Origin of the sequence: Rugamonas sp. (assembly GCF_025354735.1) — a bacterium.
In the GTDB taxonomy this organism is placed as follows: domain Bacteria; phylum Pseudomonadota; class Gammaproteobacteria; order Burkholderiales; family Burkholderiaceae_D; genus Rugamonas.
In genome coordinates this window covers 1-17,046 of sequence record NZ_JANXMI010000122.1, presented here as the reverse complement: position 1 = coordinate 17,046, position 17,046 = coordinate 1, and the positions used below count along the sequence as shown (strand labels likewise).

Here is a 17,046-nt window from a genome sequence, read left to right as displayed (position 1 = left end):
GGCCGCCGCCGCTGTGCCGGCCGCCCCGGTCGCGCCGGCCGGACCGCCGCCCTGCCCGCTCCATCGCGCCGACGGCAGCGACGCCTGCCCGGTGATGGTCAAGATCGCGGCCGGCAGCTACCGCGTCGGTTCGCAGCCCGGCGACCGTGGCGCCGCGCCGGAAGAATATGGCGGCATGGAACAGCCGGTCGCCGCCTTCGAGCTGTCCGCCTATGAAGTCACGGTGGAACAATGGCAGATGTGCGTGGCCGACGGCGCTTGCACGGCGCCGCCCGGCATCGGCAGCGTCGGGAATATGCCGGTCACCAACGTCAGCTGGGACGCGGTGCAAGCCTACCTCGCCTGGCTGTCGACCAAGACCGGCGTCGGCTACCGCCTGCCCTCCGAGGCGGAGTGGGAATATGCGGCCCGCGCCGGCGCCACCACCGTGTATCCCTGGGGCGACCGCATCGGCGACAAGCGCGCCCACTGCGGCCAGTGCGGCACGCTGGGCGACCATCCACAGGCGGCGCCGGTCGGCAGCTACACGGCCTACGGCGGCTTGTACGACATGGTCGGCAACGTCTACGAATGGGTCGCCGATTGCTGGCAGCCCACGCACGAGGGCGCCGATGCGGTGGCCCTGAACGATGCGGGCTGCAAGAAAAAGGTACAGAAAGGCGGCGCCTTCGATTCCATGAGCGTGGACGTGCGGCCGATGGCGCGCACTTCCGGCGAGCGCGGCAAGGGCGATCCCCGCGTCGGATTCCGCCTGAGTAAATAGCAAGGCCAAGAGCAAGACCGTCAGCAGGCCCACGTCATCCATTGGAGACCGAAACCGTATGAACATCCCCTTCCGCGCCTGTGCTTACCTGCTCGTGATCCTGCTCGCCGCCTGCGCCGCCCCGGAAGTGGCGCCTCCCGCGCCTGCCCCCAGCGTCAAGACCGATGCGGGTGCGCAGGCGGCCGCGCCACGGCCCGTCGCGGCGGAGCCGCCGGCGCCGCCCGGTCCGAGTCTTGAGGAAATCAAGCGCCTGCAAACTTTGCAAAAACGCGAGGCGGGCGAAGAGGCGCAGCGCCTGGCGTCGTATCAAAAAAATCTGTTCCAGGTGCTCAAGCTGAGCGAGACTTTGGCCGGCTTCAAACCCAAGGCGAACGTGGTGGGCGTGTATGAACTGGCGGCGTCCCGCTCGGCCAAGCTGCGCCTGGCGCTGGCGCAGTTGCCCAACAATCCGGTCAAGCTGAGCAGCGGCTCCTACGTCGTGACGCTGGAATTCGAGATCGATTACACGGAAAAACAGGAATGCACGAGCGGCGCCTGCGCCGGCAAGAGCGAGGATATCGAGCGCAACGTCAGCAAGTCGGTGCAGATCACGCTGACGCCCAAAAACAATTACGCGGCCACGGCCACCGTGCCGCTGGCGGACCCGAAATCGAGCGCCCCGCGCGGCGTCCGCAGCAGCTATTCGAACCTGGAACTGACGGTGCGGCGCATGACGGCGGCCACGGCGAATTAAGGCCTCATCGACCCTGCAATAAATCGTCCGTGCCGACGATGCGGACGTCGTGCATCTGGTTCAGATAGGCTTGCAGATAGGCTTTGTGCGAGGCGCCAACGATGACCAGGGTACGGATGCCGGGCGTGGTCATCGATTCGCGGATGTTCGACGCCATCCGTAAATTGCGCGTCTCCCAATAGGCGACGTAGCCACGGCCGAAATGTTGCGGCGACGGTTCTTCGAGGGCCGCGCCGAAATCGCTTTGGAAAATCAGCGTGGCGATGCCGCGTTCATTGTGGGCACGGTACATCGCGACAACGCCGGCCGGCGTGTCCAGATGGCTTTCCAGCGCATCGTCCATCCGTTTGCGTTGCGCCGTAAACGGATTATTCCACGCCTTCATGATCGCCGCGCCATAGGCTTTTTCGTCGACATCGGGCTGGTCGGCCGTGTGGTCGTCCATGGCGTACACGCGTTCCAGCCCGCTTTGTACGGCCAGCGGCACGGCGATCAGATAGCTCTCGTCACGCCGCTCCTTCAGCGCATTAAGCGTCGCCACCAGCGCTTCATTCAAGCCGTCGCCGGCCCGGCGCTCGTCCACCGGCAGGCGCAGCCATTGGACCACTGCCGAGGCGGGTTCGCCGGCGGCCAGGAACAGGGACGCCAGCGTACGCCGCTGGACGGCGGACGGCGATGCCGGCCAGAGGCTCAGCAAGTGTTCCGCTTGCGCGGCGGCCTCGACAATATCGAGGCCGGTCGCCGCTTTGGCGGCCGACGTATCGCGGCAATAAGTCCGCACCGTGTCGCCGTAGCGTTGCGGGTAGCTGCGCAGATAAGCGCATTGCAAGCCGGACAGCGCCTCTATCGCGATGGCCTGCGGCTTCCAGTTGGCCAGCCGCTCATTGAGCAGGCTTAATTGGGATACGTCGAAGGACTTCGGCAGCTGCGACAAATGCGGCGTGCCCAACACCATCACCTCGTTGATGTGTCCCCGCGCCAGTTTCAACGCGGCGGGAGCGAATTCCGGTGTGGCCGCTTCGTCCGCGAATACCGGGGCTTGAACGCTGAGCGCAAAAAACAGGGGAACGAGTAGGCAACGCATGGGGCTCCTGAACTGGGTGGGGTTTGAATGGTCGAATATGGATCATTAACAATACCGTATTGTTTTCCCGATTGCGTGGGCGTGCGACAGACCGCCGCCTGGCTGGCGCAGAAAGCAGATGGGTGAGATGGACGGCGCCCGGCCTGCGACAAGGCGGGCCGAAGGCCGCGAGCTGAGCGCCGGCGCGCGGTCGCGGCCTCCCGCAGCGCAACACCGGCGCGCCCGCCGCCACGAAAAAACTTGATATCGCCTGCGTCCTGTATGACACTAGAGACAATTTCCGGCGCCGAAAGCGCCGCCGCCGTCGTCGAGGTAAGCCCTGAGGTAAGTCCGTGGACATTCCCATCCTGATCCAGAAAAACCAGGGCAGCAAGTATGGCGTGACGGTGCCCGACATTCCCGGCTGCGTTTCCACCGGCGAAACCATAGACCACGCCATGCGCAACGTCACCGACGCCATCTACGGCCACGTCGGTACGCTGCTGCGGCAAGGCAAACCGTTCGAGATCAGGCCGTCGCCGGTCGAGGAATTGTCGAAGGAACCCGACTACGCCGGCGGCATCTGGGCGCTGGTCAGCCTCGACCTGGCCAAGCTATAGGCCCGCCGCTCCCGACGATAAGCCTGGACCTTCCCCCCACAGGAAGGATTACGATGCCACCATCGTCACCACACCGGGAGTATCGCGATGTACCAATTACACGTTGAAAACATGAGCTGCGGCCACTGCGTCGGCGCCGTCACCAAGGCCGTCAAGGCGGTCGACGCCGCCGCCACCGTCGATATCGACCTGGCCAGCAAGACCGTCACGATCGCCAGCGCCAGCGCGCTCGCGCCGCTGAGGGACGCCATCGTCGAAGCCGGCTACCCGGTGCTCAGCGCCGCCTGAGCCGCGGCGGCACCACTGCGGCAGCGCGGCAGCGCGGCGGACGATGGCGGGGATGCGGGCGCCGCCGTGGGCGCCGATGTCGGCACCCCGTGCCGACGGTTATAATCGCCGGACCCTTCCCCTTACACCACCACCCAACGCGCCAGCGCCCAGCCCATGCCACCCGTCCCGCCGCTCGAATTGCACCTCGTATTAATGATCGCCGCCGCCGGCCTGTTCGCCGGCGTCCAGAACGCGCTGGCCGGCGGCGGCTCCTTCATCACCTTTCCGGCGCTGCTGCTGGCCGGCCTCAACCCGCTGGCCGCCAACATGACATCGACCATCGCCATGTTCCCCAGCCAGACCACCTCGGCCTACGCCGGCCGCAGCCTGGTGGCCGACGTCGGGCCGCTGACGTTCAGGCAGATGTTCATCATCAGCCTGATCGGCGGCATCTTCGGCGCCGTGCTGCTGCTCAATACGCCGGCCTCCTTCTTTGAACGGCTGGTGCCGTGGCTGGTGCTGTTCGCCACCAGCGTGTTCGCGTGGGGCAGCTTCCGCCGCAAGCCGCTGCACGCGGTCAGCGCCATGCCGCGCGGCGTGCTGATTCTGGCGCAGAGCTGCATCGCCGTCTACGGCGGCTATTTCGGCGGCGGCATCGGCTTCCTGATGCTGGCCGCGCTGACCATCGCCGGCCAGCAGGTGCGCGCCGCCACGGCCACCAAGAACGTGCTGGCGATGGCGATGAACGCGGCGGCGACGCTGATCTTCGCGACCTCGGCGTTAATCAGCTGGCCGGCCGCGATCGCCCTGTGCGTGGGCGGCATCGCCGGCGGCTTGTGCGGCTCGTGGCTGGTGCACCGGCTGCCGGAAAAAGTCATGCGCGGCTTCGTCGTCGCCGTCGGCGCCGTGCTGACCGTTTGGATGTTTATGCGCTGAAGCGGCGGTACACCAATTCGGCCGCCGGCGCACGCTCAACCTCAGCAGGGTTTATCGCCCGCGTCCAGGCTGCGCAGGATGGGGCAATCGGGCCGCTCGTCGCCGTGGCAGCTCAGCGCCAGGCCGGCGAGCGTGTCGCGCATCTCGGTCAACTCGGCGATGCGCGCGTTGAGCTCCTCGACATGGCCCAGCGCGATGGCCTTGACGTCGGCGCTGGCGCGGCCCTTGTTCTGCCACAGCGACAGCAAGCCCCGTATCCGCTCCAGCGAAAAACCCAGCGAGCGGGCCCGCTTGATGAAGCGCAGCGCGTGCAGATCGTTGTCGCCATAGATGCGGTAACCGGCCTCGCTGCGCCGCCCGGCCGCGATCAATTCTATGCTTTCGTAGTAGCGTATCATCTTGGCCGTCACGCCCGATCGCGCCGCCGCCTGCCCGATATTCATCACTTGCCTCCCCGCGGTGTCCAGCGCCGCAACAGCAGCGCGTTGCCGATCACGCTCACGGAGCTGAGCGCCATCGCGGCCCCCGCCACCATCGGATTGAGCAGCCCGAAAGCGGCCAGCGGTATCCCGACCAGATTGTAGATCAGCGCCCAGAATAAATTCTGCCGTATCTTCGCGTAGGTGCGGCGCGATATGTCGATGGCGTCGGCCACCAGCGCCGGATCGCCGCGCATCAGCGTGATGCCGGCCGCCTGCATCGCCACGTCGGTGCCGCCGCCCATGGCGATGCCGACGTCGGCCGCCGCCAGCGCCGGCGCGTCGTTGATGCCGTCGCCCACCATCGCCACCCGCGCGCCGCCCTGTCTGAGCGCGGCGACCAGCCGCGTTTTATCTTCCGGCAGCAGGCGCGCGTGCACCGTGGCGATGCCGAGCGCGCCGGCCACGCTATCGGCGCTGCCCTGGTTGTCGCCGCTCAGCAGCACGGTGTCTATCCCCAGGGCGTGCAGGCGCTGTATGCCGGCCTGCGCGCCGGGCTTGAGGCGGTCGCCGAAGGCCAGCATGCCCAGCAAACGATGCGGCGTCGTCGACGCCAGCCACGCTATCGTGTGGCCCTGCCGTTCCAGCGCGGCCGCGCGCGCGGCCAGCGGCGCGAGCGCGATGCCGTGTTCCTCCATCAACCGCGCGCTGCCGAGTATCAGCGCCTCACCGTCGACGCTGGCGGCGACGCCGCGCCCCGGCAGCGCGCGCACATCGGTGGCCGGCAGCGGCGGCGCGGCGGCGGCGTTGGCGATGGTGGGCGCCGCCGCGTCGGCCACGGCGCGCGCCAGCGCGTGCTCGCTGCCGCGCTGCACGGCGGCCGCCAGTTGCAGCAGGCGGGCCGCGTCGATGTCAAACGGCAGCAATGCCAGCAAGGCCGGCTTGCCTTCGGTCAGGGTGCCGGTCTTGTCGAAGGCGACGGTGCCGACGCGGTGCATCAGCTCCAGCGCCTCGGCGTCCTTAATCAAGATGCCGTGGCGCGCGGCCACGCCGGTGCCGGCCATGATGGCGGCCGGCGTCGCCAGCCCGAGCGCGCACGGACAGGCGATCACCAGCACCGCCACCGCGTTGATGATGGCTAGTTGGACGTCGCCACCGGCCAGCGCCCAGCCGCAGAATGTGAGCGCGGCCAGCACCAGCACCACCGGCACGAACACGGCGCTGACGCGGTCGACCAGCTGCTGTATCGGCGCCTTGACCGCCTGCGCCTCCTCCACCAGACGGATGATGCGGGCCAGCGTGGCCTCGGCGCCGACGGCCGTGGCCCGCACCAGCAGCAGGCCGTCGCCGTTGATGGCGCCGCCGATCACCCGGTCGCCGGCCCGGCGCGCCACCGGCAGGCTCTCGCCGGTCAGCAGCGATTCGTCGACGTCGCTGGCGCCCTCCTCGACCACGCCGTCGACGGCGATGCGCTCGCCGGGACGCACCACCACCAGCGCGCCGGCGCCCACCTCATCGATGGCGACGTCGACCTCCTCCACGAGCTGCGCCGCCGTGGTGCGCCGCACCCGCGCCGATTCCGGCCGCAACACCTGCAGCGCGCGGATCGCCGCCATGGTCTGGCGCTTGGCGCGCGACTCCAGCCATTTCCCCAGCCGCACCAGCGTGATGACGACGGCCGACGCTTCAAAATACAGCGGCGGCATGGCGCCGTGGCCCGCCGCCGCCAGCGTTGCATGAGCCAGCAGCTGCCACACGCTCAGGCCATAGGCGGCGCTGGTCCCGAGCGCGACCAGCAAATCCATATTGCCGGCGCGGGCCCGCAGCGCCTTCCAGCCGGCGCGATAAAACCGCGCGCCGAGCCAGAACTGCACCGGCGTCGCCAGCGCCCATTGCAGGCGGCCGTCCAGCATCGCGTGCAGGCCGAACGGTGCCAGCAGCATCGGCATCAACAGCGGCAGCGACAGCAGCGCGGCGGCCAGCACCAGCAGGCCGTCGCGCCGGCTGCGGTCGGACGCGGCCGCCGCGCCGCGCCGTTCGCTGGCCGCGTCAGGCTGATCGACGACGGCGCTGGCCGCATAGCCGGCCTCGTCGACCACCTGGCGCAGCGTCTCGAACGGCAGCGGCGCGGCCGATTCGACGCGCGCCATCTCGGTGGCCAAGTTGATGCTGACCTTGTCCACGCCCGGCACCCTGGCCAGCACTTTTTCGACGCGGGCGACGCAGGAGGCGCACGTCATGCCGTCGATTTTCATCGACAGCACGGCGGGCGGCGGGGGCGGAGGGGACAGGGCTGGCTTCATGGCGATACTCGAAAGGGCTGCGATGGTGACAGCATCAAGTATCCCATGATGGGAAGGTCAAGCGCTATTTCAGGCGGACGCCCCCCCCTCAGCGCACGACGCAATCGACGCTCCCCGACTTCGACGACGAGGAAGCGGCGCTGCCGCCGGCCGGCGCGCTGAACGTCGGCGGCGGCGTGAATTTCAAGCCGGGATTGGTCGGCAAAATCACTGGCGGCTGTTTGATGCTGGGGGTGTAGCCGAACTGGCCGGCGGCGAAATTGGTCGAGCCGCCGCTGTTGCTCACATTAATCAAGCCATCGATCACCTGCACGTACAGGCCGGGCGGCAGTCCACCCGGCGCCGTCGGCGGCGTGAGCTGGGCCAGTTGCAGCGGCACCACGCCGGCCACGCCGGCGTCGCCCAGCGCGGCCGTGCTGGCCATCCAGTAAGCGTGCCGCGCGGCCGCGACCGCCTCCTCCGACGCTTCCACGTAATCGACGATGAAGGTGGTGCCGCGGATGCCGATGGTGGCCGTCGGCGTCTTCAGGGCGAAGCGTTCCTTGTTGCGCTTGCCGAGCAGGCCGGTGATCGAGCGCAGGCCGCCCTTGACCAGGCTGAAGCTGGCGCTGTCGCCGTCGGGCTTGCCGGCGTCGAAGGCGAAGTTTTCGACCTTGAACGTGGTCGCCGGCTTGAGCGTGATCTCGCTGTTGTCGATGAACTTAATCATGGCGTAGGTGTTTTTTTCCGTCACCAGCGTATCGCCGCTTTCGACTTCCGACTTCAGCGACAGGATCTTGAGGCCGCCGTCGGCCTTCTTGGCCAGCATCGGCCCGCTCAGCTGGATCACCGTGCCGGCCACCTGCGCCGCCCATGCCAGCGAGCCGCCGCACAGCAGCGCCAGCAGCAGCAAGGCCTTAATTACAGTACATTTTCTTAGCGGGCTCATTTGCTACTCCTGGATTGGTGGAAGTCGGCGCCGTGGATTTATCCGCGACCTTGTCGTCCGGCGTGGACGAGGTGCTGCTGTTGCCGCCGCTGCTGCCGGCGCTACCGTTGCTACCGTTATTGCCGCCGCTGCCGCCGGTGGATGGCGTTGGCGGCACCACATTCAAGATCGTGCTCGGCGCGGTGGAATTGACCAGCTGCACGGTCTGGTTGAGGGCGACCGTCAGCGGCGCGTTCGGCGTCGGCTGCGATGCGACCGGCGGGATCAGCACCTGGCACAGCGCCGAGTTCGGCGCGATCGCGCAGATATCGGTCGGCGGCAGCATCGTGGTGCAGCCGGCCAGCGATGGCGTCGCCGTGCATTGGGCCAGCGACGGCAGCACGGACGCGCAACCGGCCGCCGTCGGCGTGACCGTGCATTGCGCCACCGTCGGCAGCACGGCAGAGCAGCCGGCCAGCGATGGCGTGCTGCTGCACTGCGCCAGCGACGGCAAGACGATGCCGCAGCCGGCCGCCGATGGATGGGCGACACACGTTGCCAGCGTCGGCAGCACGACCGAGCAACCGGCCAAGGTCGACGCCGCCGTGCAAGAGCTGAGCGACGGCAGCACCGCCGAGCAGCCAGTGGCCAATGGATTGACGGTGCAGGCGGCCAGCGATGGCAGCACCGCCGAGCAACCGACGGCCGACGGATTGACGGTACAGACGGCCAGCGTCGGCAACACCGCCGAGCAACCGGAGGCCGATGGATTGACGGTGCAGACGGCCAGCGACGGCAACACCGTCGAACAGCCGGCGGCCGATGGATTGACGGTGCAGGCGGCCAGTGTCGGCAACACCACCGAACAACCAGCGGTTGATGGATTGGTGGTGCACACGGCCAGCGACGGCAACACCGCCGAGCAGCCGGCGGCCGATGGATTGCTCACGCAGGCCGATACCGGCGGCAGCACGGCGGTGCAGCCCGGCGCCGTCGGATTGGCGATGCACGCATCCAGCGCCGGCAGCACGGCCGAGCAACCGGCCGCCGTCGGATTGGCGGTGCAACTAGCCAGCGATGGCAACACCACCGAGCAACCGGCCGCGCCCGGATTGGCGGTGCAACTGGCCAGCGACGGCAACACCACCGAGCATCCAGCCGCCGTCGGATTGACGCTGCAACTGGCCAGCGTCGGCAACACCACCGAGCATCCGGCCGCTGTCGGGTTGGCGGTGCAACTGGCCAGCGATGGCAGCACGACCGAGCAACCGGCCGCCGTTGGATTTGCGGTGCAACTGCCCAGCGTCGGCAGCACGACCGAGCAGCCGTTCGCCGTCGGATTGACGGCGCAGCTGGCCAGCGTCGGCAAGACCACCGAGCAGCCGGCCAGGGTCGGATTGACGACGCAGCTGTTCAACGTCGGCAGCACGGCGGCGCAGCCGGCGGCACTGGGGTTGGCGATGCAGGTCGGCAGGTCCGGCGGCGGCGGCGCGTTCTGGTTACCGGTGGTGGTGACATTGCCCGCCACGCTGGCGCCGTTGACGACGATGTCGCCGCCGGCGTTGAGCGCGATCGCGCCCGTGGTCGTCACCAGATTGCCGTTGGCGATGGTCAGCGTGTCGTCGCTGCCGCTCGGCCCCGCCGACAAGGTGATGACGCCGCCGTGCGCGTTGGTGCTGCTGACCGGGCCGTCGATGGTCAGCGGACTGTGGGTATGCAGCGTGATCGCACCGCTGTCGGTGCGCACGCCGTTGCCCTCGCCGACCAGCATCGCGCCGGTGTTCTCGATGGTGATCGGACCGCTGTTGAGCGCCCCGCCGTCGGCGCTCTGCCAGGCGCGCGCCACCGTCATCTGCGTGGTGCCGCCGTTCTGGTCGGTGTTGCTGATGTTGATAGGGCTGGCGCCGTTGACGCCGATCTCGTTGGTCGCGTCCAGCGTCACCACGCTGGTCATCAGCGGCGCGCCGGCGGCGCCGATGCCGTTGCCGGCCACCAGCGTCAGGGTGGCCGCCTTGATGCCGGCGTCCGCCGCGCCGGTGGCGCTGCGCGTGATCGCGCCGGCCGACGTCAGCGTGACATTGCCCGGCGTGCTGATGCCGTTGACGTCATACAGCAGGCCGGCCACCGGGTCGCCGCCCTTGAGCCGCGTCACCGCCAGCGCGTTGCCGCTGGCGAGGGTGAAATCGCCGGCCGTCAGCAGCGCCGCCACGCTGTCGATCGCGTTGTCGGAATTATCCAGCAGGACCGTGCCGCCGGCCTGCACGCCCAGTTTGGACACCACGATGGGCCCGGTCTGGGTGATGCCGGCGTGGGTCAGCAAGCCGATGGTGGTGATGGTCGCGGGCGGCGGGCCGCTGGTCAGCGGGTGCACACCGGCGTCGAAGCCGGCCACCGTGATCGCGCCGGAGGCGGCGTCGCCGCTGAAGGTGCCGATGCCGATGACGGGCACGTGCACGAACGACAAATCGTTCAGCGCCAGACAGGACGGACTGCAGGCGCCGTCGACGTAACCCACCCGGATCGGCAAGTTGGGGCTGGCGTTGGTGAAATTGGCCAGGTCGGCGCTGAGAATGTCGCTAAAGCCCATCTGGTCCGCGGTCAGCCGCAGCGTGCGCGCGCTCAGCGCCGCGTCGACCCAGATGCCGGCCGTGCCGCCATCGAGGCTCAGCGCGACGCCGGGCAGCGTCACCGCTTGCGCCACCGTGACCCCGGCCGTGGAAGTGATCGCGATATTGGCCGAGGACATGGCGGCCAGCGCATCGGGCGACACATTCAGGTCGCCGCCGTCGCTGCCGCCCAGCCTGACCGCCCGGCCGCCGGTGTACGGCGCGATGAAGACGGCCGGCGCGCTGATGGCGGCGGCGGTCGGCAGGGTCATCGTGTCGGCGACCATGTTCAGCGTGCCGCTGGCCGACACCGAGGCGCCGCCGGCCATCGTCAGGCTGCCGCTGGCCATCAGCCCGACGACGCTGCCGCCGACGGACGCGGACGATGGCGTGAGCTCGTTGCCGATGAAGATATTGCCGCCGCTCAGGCTGACCGGCGCGCCGTTGCCGTTGACCGCCTGCGCCACGGTGATGCCGGCGCTGTCGGTGACGGTGATCGCACGGCCGCTGCCGCCGCCGCTTTTCAGGGTGACACCCTTGCCGTCGCCGCCCAGCGTCACCGGCATCATCATTTGTGCCAGACTGAGGCTGCCGATGCTCTGCGCCTCCAGCACGCCGATCTGGTTGGTGCCGCCGGCCTCGGTCAGGTCGACGCTGCCCGGCGTGTTCAGCACCACCTTGGACGCGATCAGGTAGCCGTAGTTGTTCTGGCTGATATTGCCGCCGGCGTTGAGCGTGACGGTATGGCCATCGGCCCGTACGCCGGACTTGCCGTCGACATCGCCCAGCAGCAGGTTGCCGCTGCCGGCATCGGTGAACAGCGCATCGCCGGCGGCCACGCCCGCCAGCTTGCCGACCCTGTTGGCGCCGCCCAGGGTCACCGTGCCGCCCAGGAACGACAACTGCGGCGCGGTGATGGTGCCGCCGCCGTTTTCGGTGACGGCGCCGCCGGCCAGCAAATCGACGTTCTGGGCCACGGTCAGCGGCGCGTGGATGGCGATGCTGCCGCCGCCCAGCTGCAATTGGGCGCTGGCGGCCGCGCTGCCGGTCAGGTTCAGCGCGCCGGTGACGGTGAGCGCGCCGGTGTAGCCCTCGCGGTTGCCGATCCCGATCAGCGGGCTGCCGATGTTGCGCAGCGCGGTATCGCTCAGGCCCAGCACGCCGGTGCCGTTGACGGCGTTGTGGCCCAGATTGATCGCCGTGCCATTGGAAAAGGTGTAGAGCATCACCCGCCCCGGCGAATTGACATGGCCATTGAGCGCCATGCTGTCGGCCATCAGCTGGATGTCGCTGGCGGACACGGTGGCGCCGGCATCGACGGTGATCGCGCCGTTGGCCGCGTTGGACGTCAAATACACGTTCTGGGCCACGGTCAGCGGCGCGTGGACCGCGATGCTGCCGGCCAGCACCTGCAAGCCCGCGCCGCCGGTCAGGTTGAGCGCGCCAGTCACGCTGACCGTGCCGCTGTAGCCGCCCGGGCGGGCGCCGACCACGATCTGGCCGGCGCTGATGTTGTGCAGCGCGCTGTCGCTCAGGCCCAGCACGCCGGCGCCGCTGGTGGCGCCGGCGCCCAGATGGATGGCGGTGGCATCGGAAAAGGTGCCGATCATCACATTGCCCGACGAATGAACGGTGCCGTTCAGGGCCATGCTGTCGGCTTGCAGCTCGGCGCCGCCGCTGCTGAGCGTGACGCCGGCATTGACGGTGATCGCGTCGCCGGCCACGTTGGACTGCACCGTCATCTGGCCGGTGCCGGCGTCGACATTGTCGGCCAATAAAACGCTGGCGCCGTACAACAGGGCGGCGCCGCCGTCGGTGCTGATGCCGCCGCTGCCCGCGCCCACGGCGAGCGCGCCGGTGGCGAACAGCGTTACCCCGCCGCCGGCCGTGGTGATGCCGGAGCCGGCGCCGAGCGTGATGTTGTTGCCGGCATACGCCGTCAATGCCGTGCCCGAGGAATGGGCAAGGTTGACCGGCCCGTTGAACGTGATGTCGTTGCTGGCCGTCAGCGTGGCCGTATCGGCCGACAAGGCGCCGGCGCTGATCTTGCCGCTGGCGGGCGTGCCGCCGCCCGTGGCGCTGAGCGTGATGGCGCCGCCGCCGGCATTCAAGCCGTCTCCCGCCGTGACGGCGGCGCCGCTCAGCGTGATGGCCGCGCCACCGCTGCTGCCGGAGCGGGTGTCGATCGCCCCGCCGCCGTAGACGTGCACCATGCCCACGCCGAGCGCGCTGCCGCCGCTGTCATTGGCCGACAGCGACACCGGGCCGCTGTTGGTGCCGATGGTGGCGTGGACGGCGATGTCGCCGCCGGCCTGCGCGCTCAAACCGGCGCCCAGGTAGCTCATGGCGACCGGGCTATTGAAGGCGATGCTGTTCCTTGCCTGTAACACCACGGTGTCCGCACTATCGCGGAACGCGAGCGGATCGATGGTGCTGGTGCCCGAGCCGGCGCCGAAGGTGGTGACGTCGGGCAGCTCCGCGCTGCCGCCGGTGGCGACGACGATGTCGTCCGGATCGAGCAGCCACTGGCCCAGCTTGCCGTGCGCGGCCGCCGTGCCGGCCCGGATGCCGGCCACGTCCAGATAAGCGCCCGAGGTTTCGATGAAGCCGCCGTCGCCGCCCTGCGCGCCGCCGCGCGCCGAGATGCTGCCGTGGGCGCGCGTGGCCTGGTCGGCCCACACGATCACCTTGCCGCCCGCGCCCGATTGCAGGGCGTCGGCCGCGATCACCGCGTCCGCGCCGACGTAGCTGAACTGCGCGTTGGGCAGCGCCGGATTCAAGCCGTGGTAATCGCCGCCGACCAGCACCGTGCCGCCGCCGCTGGCGCCGCTGGCGTCGACGCTGGCGTTGCCCGTCAGCCCGACCTGCTGGCCGAGCAACTCGATGGTGCCGCCCTTGCCGCCGGCGCCGGTTGCGGTGGTCGTGCTGCCCGTTTCGAGCAGCATGGTGCCGCTGGCCTTGAGGATGATCTGGCCGGCGTCGCCGCGCACGGCGCTGTCGGCGCTGACGTGGCCGCGCTGGTTGACGAGCGCGCCATAGATGCCGACGCTGCCGCCCTGCGCCACGATGCGGCCCAGGTTCAGCGCCTGGTCGGCGGGCGCGGAAATCCGCACCTGCACGTCCGGATGGGCCGAGTCGACCAGCTGCACGCTCTCGCCCGCCGCCAGGATGATCTGGCCGTTGGGCGCCATGATGATGCCGCTGTTGGCCACGTTCGGCGCGATCAGGAAGACCTGGCCGCCGTCCGGCGTCGTGATCGCGCCCTGGTTGTCGACCCTGCCCGCGCCGGCGCCGCCGGTGTAGTTGTTTTTCCCGGCGAGGAAATCGGCGTTGCTGATATTCAGGCTCGACGCCACCAGGCCGTTGACGTCGACCCGCGCGCCGGCGCCGAACAAGACACCGTTGGGATTAATCAGGAACACCTTGCCGTTCGATTGCAGCGCGCCGAGGATCTGGCTGGGATCCTGGCCGGTGATGCGGTTAAGCACCTTGCTGTCGCCGTTTTGCTGGATGAAGCGCGTCACTTCGTTGGCGCCGATGGAAAAGCTTTGCCAGTTGATGATGGTGTTGGGCGTGTTCGTGATCGAAAAAAGATTGCCCTGCTGATTGAAGCTTGCCTGCCCGGCCGCCACTTGCGGCGCCACCGGATGGGCTTGCGCGGCGCCGAAACAGGCGGCGACCACGGCGGCCAGCATCTTGCGCGGCAGCTGGCGCGACACGGGAGGGGCGCCTGCGGCTGCGCTGACTACGGATACTTTTTTCATTGTCTACTTTTCAAAACCATCGAACAAACTCACAGCGGCAACTCACAGCAACACGCTTTTTGCGCGAGGTATTGAGCACTTCATCGGTTTACAGCATGGGCTGACAACATCAATCGCTTCAATACGCCAGGTTCAGGCGGGCATGCAAACGGTTGCCGTCCGCATCGCCGGTGGCGCCGGCGCGCAGCACGTGGCCGTAGTCGAGCTGCACATTGACATTGCTGCCCATCAGCACGCGCAAGCCGAGGCCGGCACTGGCGATCGACGTGCTGTGCAACTCCCCGGCCAGCGCGTGGCTGCGCGACACATAAGCCGTGTCGTAGAAAGCGAGCGCGCGGCAATTCCAGCTGGCGAATTTCTGGCACCAGTTCGGCGTGTACGCTTCGGCGTTGACGGCGGCGCCGGAGTCGTCGGAAATTTCGCGTTCGATAAAGCCGCGCACCGACGTCGCGCCGCCGGCACCGAACTGCTCGCCGGGGATCAGCGCATCGGCGCTGTATTGACCGTTGACGATGGCGCGCAATTGCCAGTCGTTTTTCAGCGCGTGCGTCAGGCTGCCGGCGAAGCGCAGCAGCGTGTAATCGGCCTTGGCGCCGGCGCGGGCGCGGGTGAAATCGTCCTGGCCGCCGTTGGTGCCGCCGGAGACGTTGCGCACCAGCGTCAGCGAACCGCTGGCCTCGCCGCCCGGCAGGCCGAGGATGCCGACGTAGGTCACGCTGAGCGGGTGGACGGTGACGTCGTTGCCCAGCTGCTGGCCCAGCAGTTCGACATTGTTCTTGAAGGCCTTGTAGTCGACGCCGTACAGCAGCTTGGCCTCGTAGTCGCCGCGCTTGGCCAGGTTCTGGTTGTAGCGCGCACCGTAGACGGCGCCCTTGCCGCTGACGGCCAGGTCGAAGGTGCCGGCCGTGACGGTGCCGGAATCGACGTTCGAATAGCTGCCGTAGAAGTCGAGCGAATCGCCGAGGCCGTACAGCGGGATGTGGTAGCCGGCGCCGTAGACCTTGACCCGGCTCGGCTCCTCGCCCGAGGTGGTGTATTGCAGGCTGGCGACGTGGTCCAGTCCCCACAGGTTGGCGTTTTGCAGCACCACGCCGATGTGGGTCTTGCCGGTCTGGCCGGTGCCGGTGTTGTCGGCGTTGAGCATGGCTTTCCAGATACGTTCGTCGGCCACGTCGAGCGTGGCGTCGACCTCGTCGTCCTTCTCGCCGCTTTGCAGCTTCAGATTGACTTTCTTGCTGGGATTTTCATTGGCCAGCTTGATGCTGTTCGAGACCCGGTTCAGGTTCGGCGTCTGGTTTTCCTGCAAGCCGGGCAGGCTGCGGCGGATATTGGCTTCGTCAAAATAACTGTTGCCGGTGACCTTGACGCGGCCGATGGTGGCCTGCACCACCTTCAGCTGCACCACGCCGCTTTTCAATTCCTGCTCCGGCAGCTCGACGGTGACCACGCCGTAGCCGCGCTTGTGGTACAGCGCCTCCAGCGCTTCGAGCGCGCGCTGGACGTCGCCGAAATCGCGCTGCCGGCCGGCATACGGCGCCAGCGCCTGCTCGATCTGCTGCGGCGTGAGCAAGGTGTTGCCGCTGACGTCGAAGCGGGCGATGTCGAAATGGAGGTCATCGCGGCCGGCATCGGCGGACCACGCGGCCGTCACGGCGGCGGCCAGAAGGGAACCTGCAAGCAGGCGCGCTATGCACTGTTTCATGGGTCGGCTCTTAGAGTTTTTATCGTAATCGGATGCCACGCGGATCACCGGTGGTCCAGCCACGGCGGTCGTCTCCATCGCGGGCACGGGGTCGAGGCGCCCTCTGGCGGCCGGCCAGGCCACGCGAGATGCGGTCGATGGCCGGCAGCGTCAGTGTTTCGCCATCCTATCATTCTCATAGGGAAATTTATTTGTTCGTGAGTACTCAATTCCATAATGTGTGGGATTTATGCGATTTACTCAGTCAAATAATTAAGATTTTCCTTTCGACCGCCAGGCCACCGTCAGTTGCAATACATTTTTTTGGCGCTGTCGTCCTTCTTGACGCCGCTGCTGCTGGCCACCGTGCCGTCGTCCTTCTTGCTGTCGTCTTTCTTGTCGGTGGTGGTGGCGACGGGGCCGCCGGTGGCGCCGCCCGAGCCGCCGCCGCTACCGGCGTTGCTGGCCAGCAGCGTGGAACTGGTGTCGATGCCGGGTGGACGGGCCGCCAGGCTGACCGAGGTGTTGATGATGTTGACGGTCGAATTGAGCGCCTGCGCCACCGGCTTGTTGCCCGGATTGCTTTGGTCGGCCGAGCCGGCGGCGACTTGCGCGGCAGCGGCGGCGGCGGCCTGGGCGGCGGCTTGGGCGGCCGCATCGGCGGCTGCCTGCGCGGAGGCCGCCTGGGCGGCGGCGAAGGCGTCGGCGGCCGCATTCGCCGCGGCGTCGGCAGCCGCTTGCGCGGCGGCGGACTGGGCGGCGGAGGCATCGGCGGCGGCCTTCGTGGCGGCGGCTTGCGCGGCCGCCGTGGCGGCCTGGGAAGCGGCCTTGGCGTCGGCCGCCGCTTTTGCGGCGGCGGCGGCTTGGTCGGCGGCGCTCTGGTTCCCTGCTGCTGCTGCGGCGGCGGCGGCATCGGCGGCCGCCTTGGCATCGGCGGCGGCTTTGGCGGCGGCGGCCGCCTGGTCGGCTGCGGTCTGCGCG

At 68.5% G+C, this 17,046-nt stretch carries 11 protein-coding genes and 1 pseudogene; 5 read left to right on the top strand and 7 right to left on the bottom strand.

Annotated features, from left to right (window positions below; all coding sequences use genetic code 11):
• Together Q0S71_RS10200 and Q0S71_RS10195 are read left to right on the top strand one after the other, a co-directional pair.
• Positions 1–763: SUMF1/EgtB/PvdO family nonheme iron enzyme (locus Q0S71_RS10200; protein ID WP_295994472.1), on the top strand; the 763-nt coding region annotated here is incomplete at its 5' end.
• A 58-nt stretch (positions 764–821) separates the two neighbouring features.
• Positions 822–1,496: a hypothetical protein gene (locus tag Q0S71_RS10195; protein ID WP_295994469.1), complete on the top strand. Its 675-nt coding sequence runs from the start codon at positions 822–824 to the stop codon at positions 1,494–1,496.
• Between the two features lie 4 nt (positions 1,497–1,500).
• Here the strand turns inward: Q0S71_RS10195 and Q0S71_RS10190 are convergent, their stop codons facing one another.
• Entirely contained in the window at positions 1,501–2,580 is a 1,080-nt protein-coding gene (locus Q0S71_RS10190; protein ID WP_295994466.1) for a DUF5694 domain-containing protein, read from the bottom strand.
• Positions 2,581–2,912: 332 nt separating this feature from the next.
• Between Q0S71_RS10190 and Q0S71_RS10185 the strand changes: the two genes are divergently transcribed.
• The 3 genes from Q0S71_RS10185 to Q0S71_RS10175 all read left to right on the top strand — a co-directional run bounded on the left by Q0S71_RS10185 (position 2,913) and on the right by Q0S71_RS10175 (position 4,385).
• A complete protein-coding gene (locus Q0S71_RS10185; protein ID WP_295994464.1) occupies positions 2,913–3,179 on the top strand; it encodes a type II toxin-antitoxin system HicB family antitoxin in 267 nt (88 codons plus the stop codon).
• A gap of 87 nt (positions 3,180–3,266) precedes the next feature.
• Positions 3,267–3,467 carry a heavy-metal-associated domain-containing protein gene (locus Q0S71_RS10180; RefSeq protein WP_295994462.1) on the top strand — a complete coding sequence of 67 codons (201 nt, stop codon included), beginning with the start codon at positions 3,267–3,269 and terminating at the stop codon, positions 3,465–3,467.
• Positions 3,468–3,623: 156 nt separating this feature from the next.
• Positions 3,624–4,385 (top strand): sulfite exporter TauE/SafE family protein, encoded by a 762-nt coding sequence (locus tag Q0S71_RS10175; protein ID WP_295994461.1) that lies wholly within the window; start codon positions 3,624–3,626, stop codon positions 4,383–4,385.
• 41 nt (positions 4,386–4,426) lie between these two features.
• On the opposite strand, the gene cueR is transcribed toward Q0S71_RS10175, so the two are convergent.
• From cueR to Q0S71_RS10145, 6 genes and pseudogenes are all read right to left on the bottom strand, one after another.
• Positions 4,427–4,828 (bottom strand): Cu(I)-responsive transcriptional regulator, encoded by a 402-nt coding sequence (cueR, locus tag Q0S71_RS10170; protein WP_295994459.1) that lies wholly within the window; start codon positions 4,826–4,828, stop codon positions 4,427–4,429.
• Positions 4,828–7,107 carry a cation-translocating P-type ATPase gene (locus Q0S71_RS10165; RefSeq protein ID WP_295994457.1) on the bottom strand — a complete coding sequence of 760 codons (2,280 nt, stop codon included), beginning with the start codon at positions 7,105–7,107 and terminating at the stop codon, positions 4,828–4,830. The genes cueR and Q0S71_RS10165 overlap by 1 nt, the downstream gene beginning before the upstream one ends.
• Before the next feature lie 88 nt (positions 7,108–7,195).
• Positions 7,196–8,035 carry a FecR family protein gene (locus Q0S71_RS10160; RefSeq protein ID WP_295994455.1) on the bottom strand — a complete coding sequence of 280 codons (840 nt, stop codon included), beginning with the start codon at positions 8,033–8,035 and terminating at the stop codon, positions 7,196–7,198.
• Positions 8,004–14,384 (bottom strand): filamentous hemagglutinin N-terminal domain-containing protein, encoded by a 6,381-nt coding sequence (locus tag Q0S71_RS10155; protein WP_295994453.1) that lies wholly within the window; start codon positions 14,382–14,384, stop codon positions 8,004–8,006. The genes Q0S71_RS10160 and Q0S71_RS10155 overlap by 32 nt, the downstream gene beginning before the upstream one ends.
• A gap of 118 nt (positions 14,385–14,502) precedes the next feature.
• Positions 14,503–16,086 carry a ShlB/FhaC/HecB family hemolysin secretion/activation protein gene (locus Q0S71_RS10150; protein WP_295994451.1) on the bottom strand — a complete coding sequence of 528 codons (1,584 nt, stop codon included), beginning with the start codon at positions 16,084–16,086 and terminating at the stop codon, positions 14,503–14,505.
• Between the two features lie 284 nt (positions 16,087–16,370).
• Positions 16,371–17,046: pseudogene (locus Q0S71_RS10145) on the bottom strand (hypothetical protein); the annotation flags it as partial.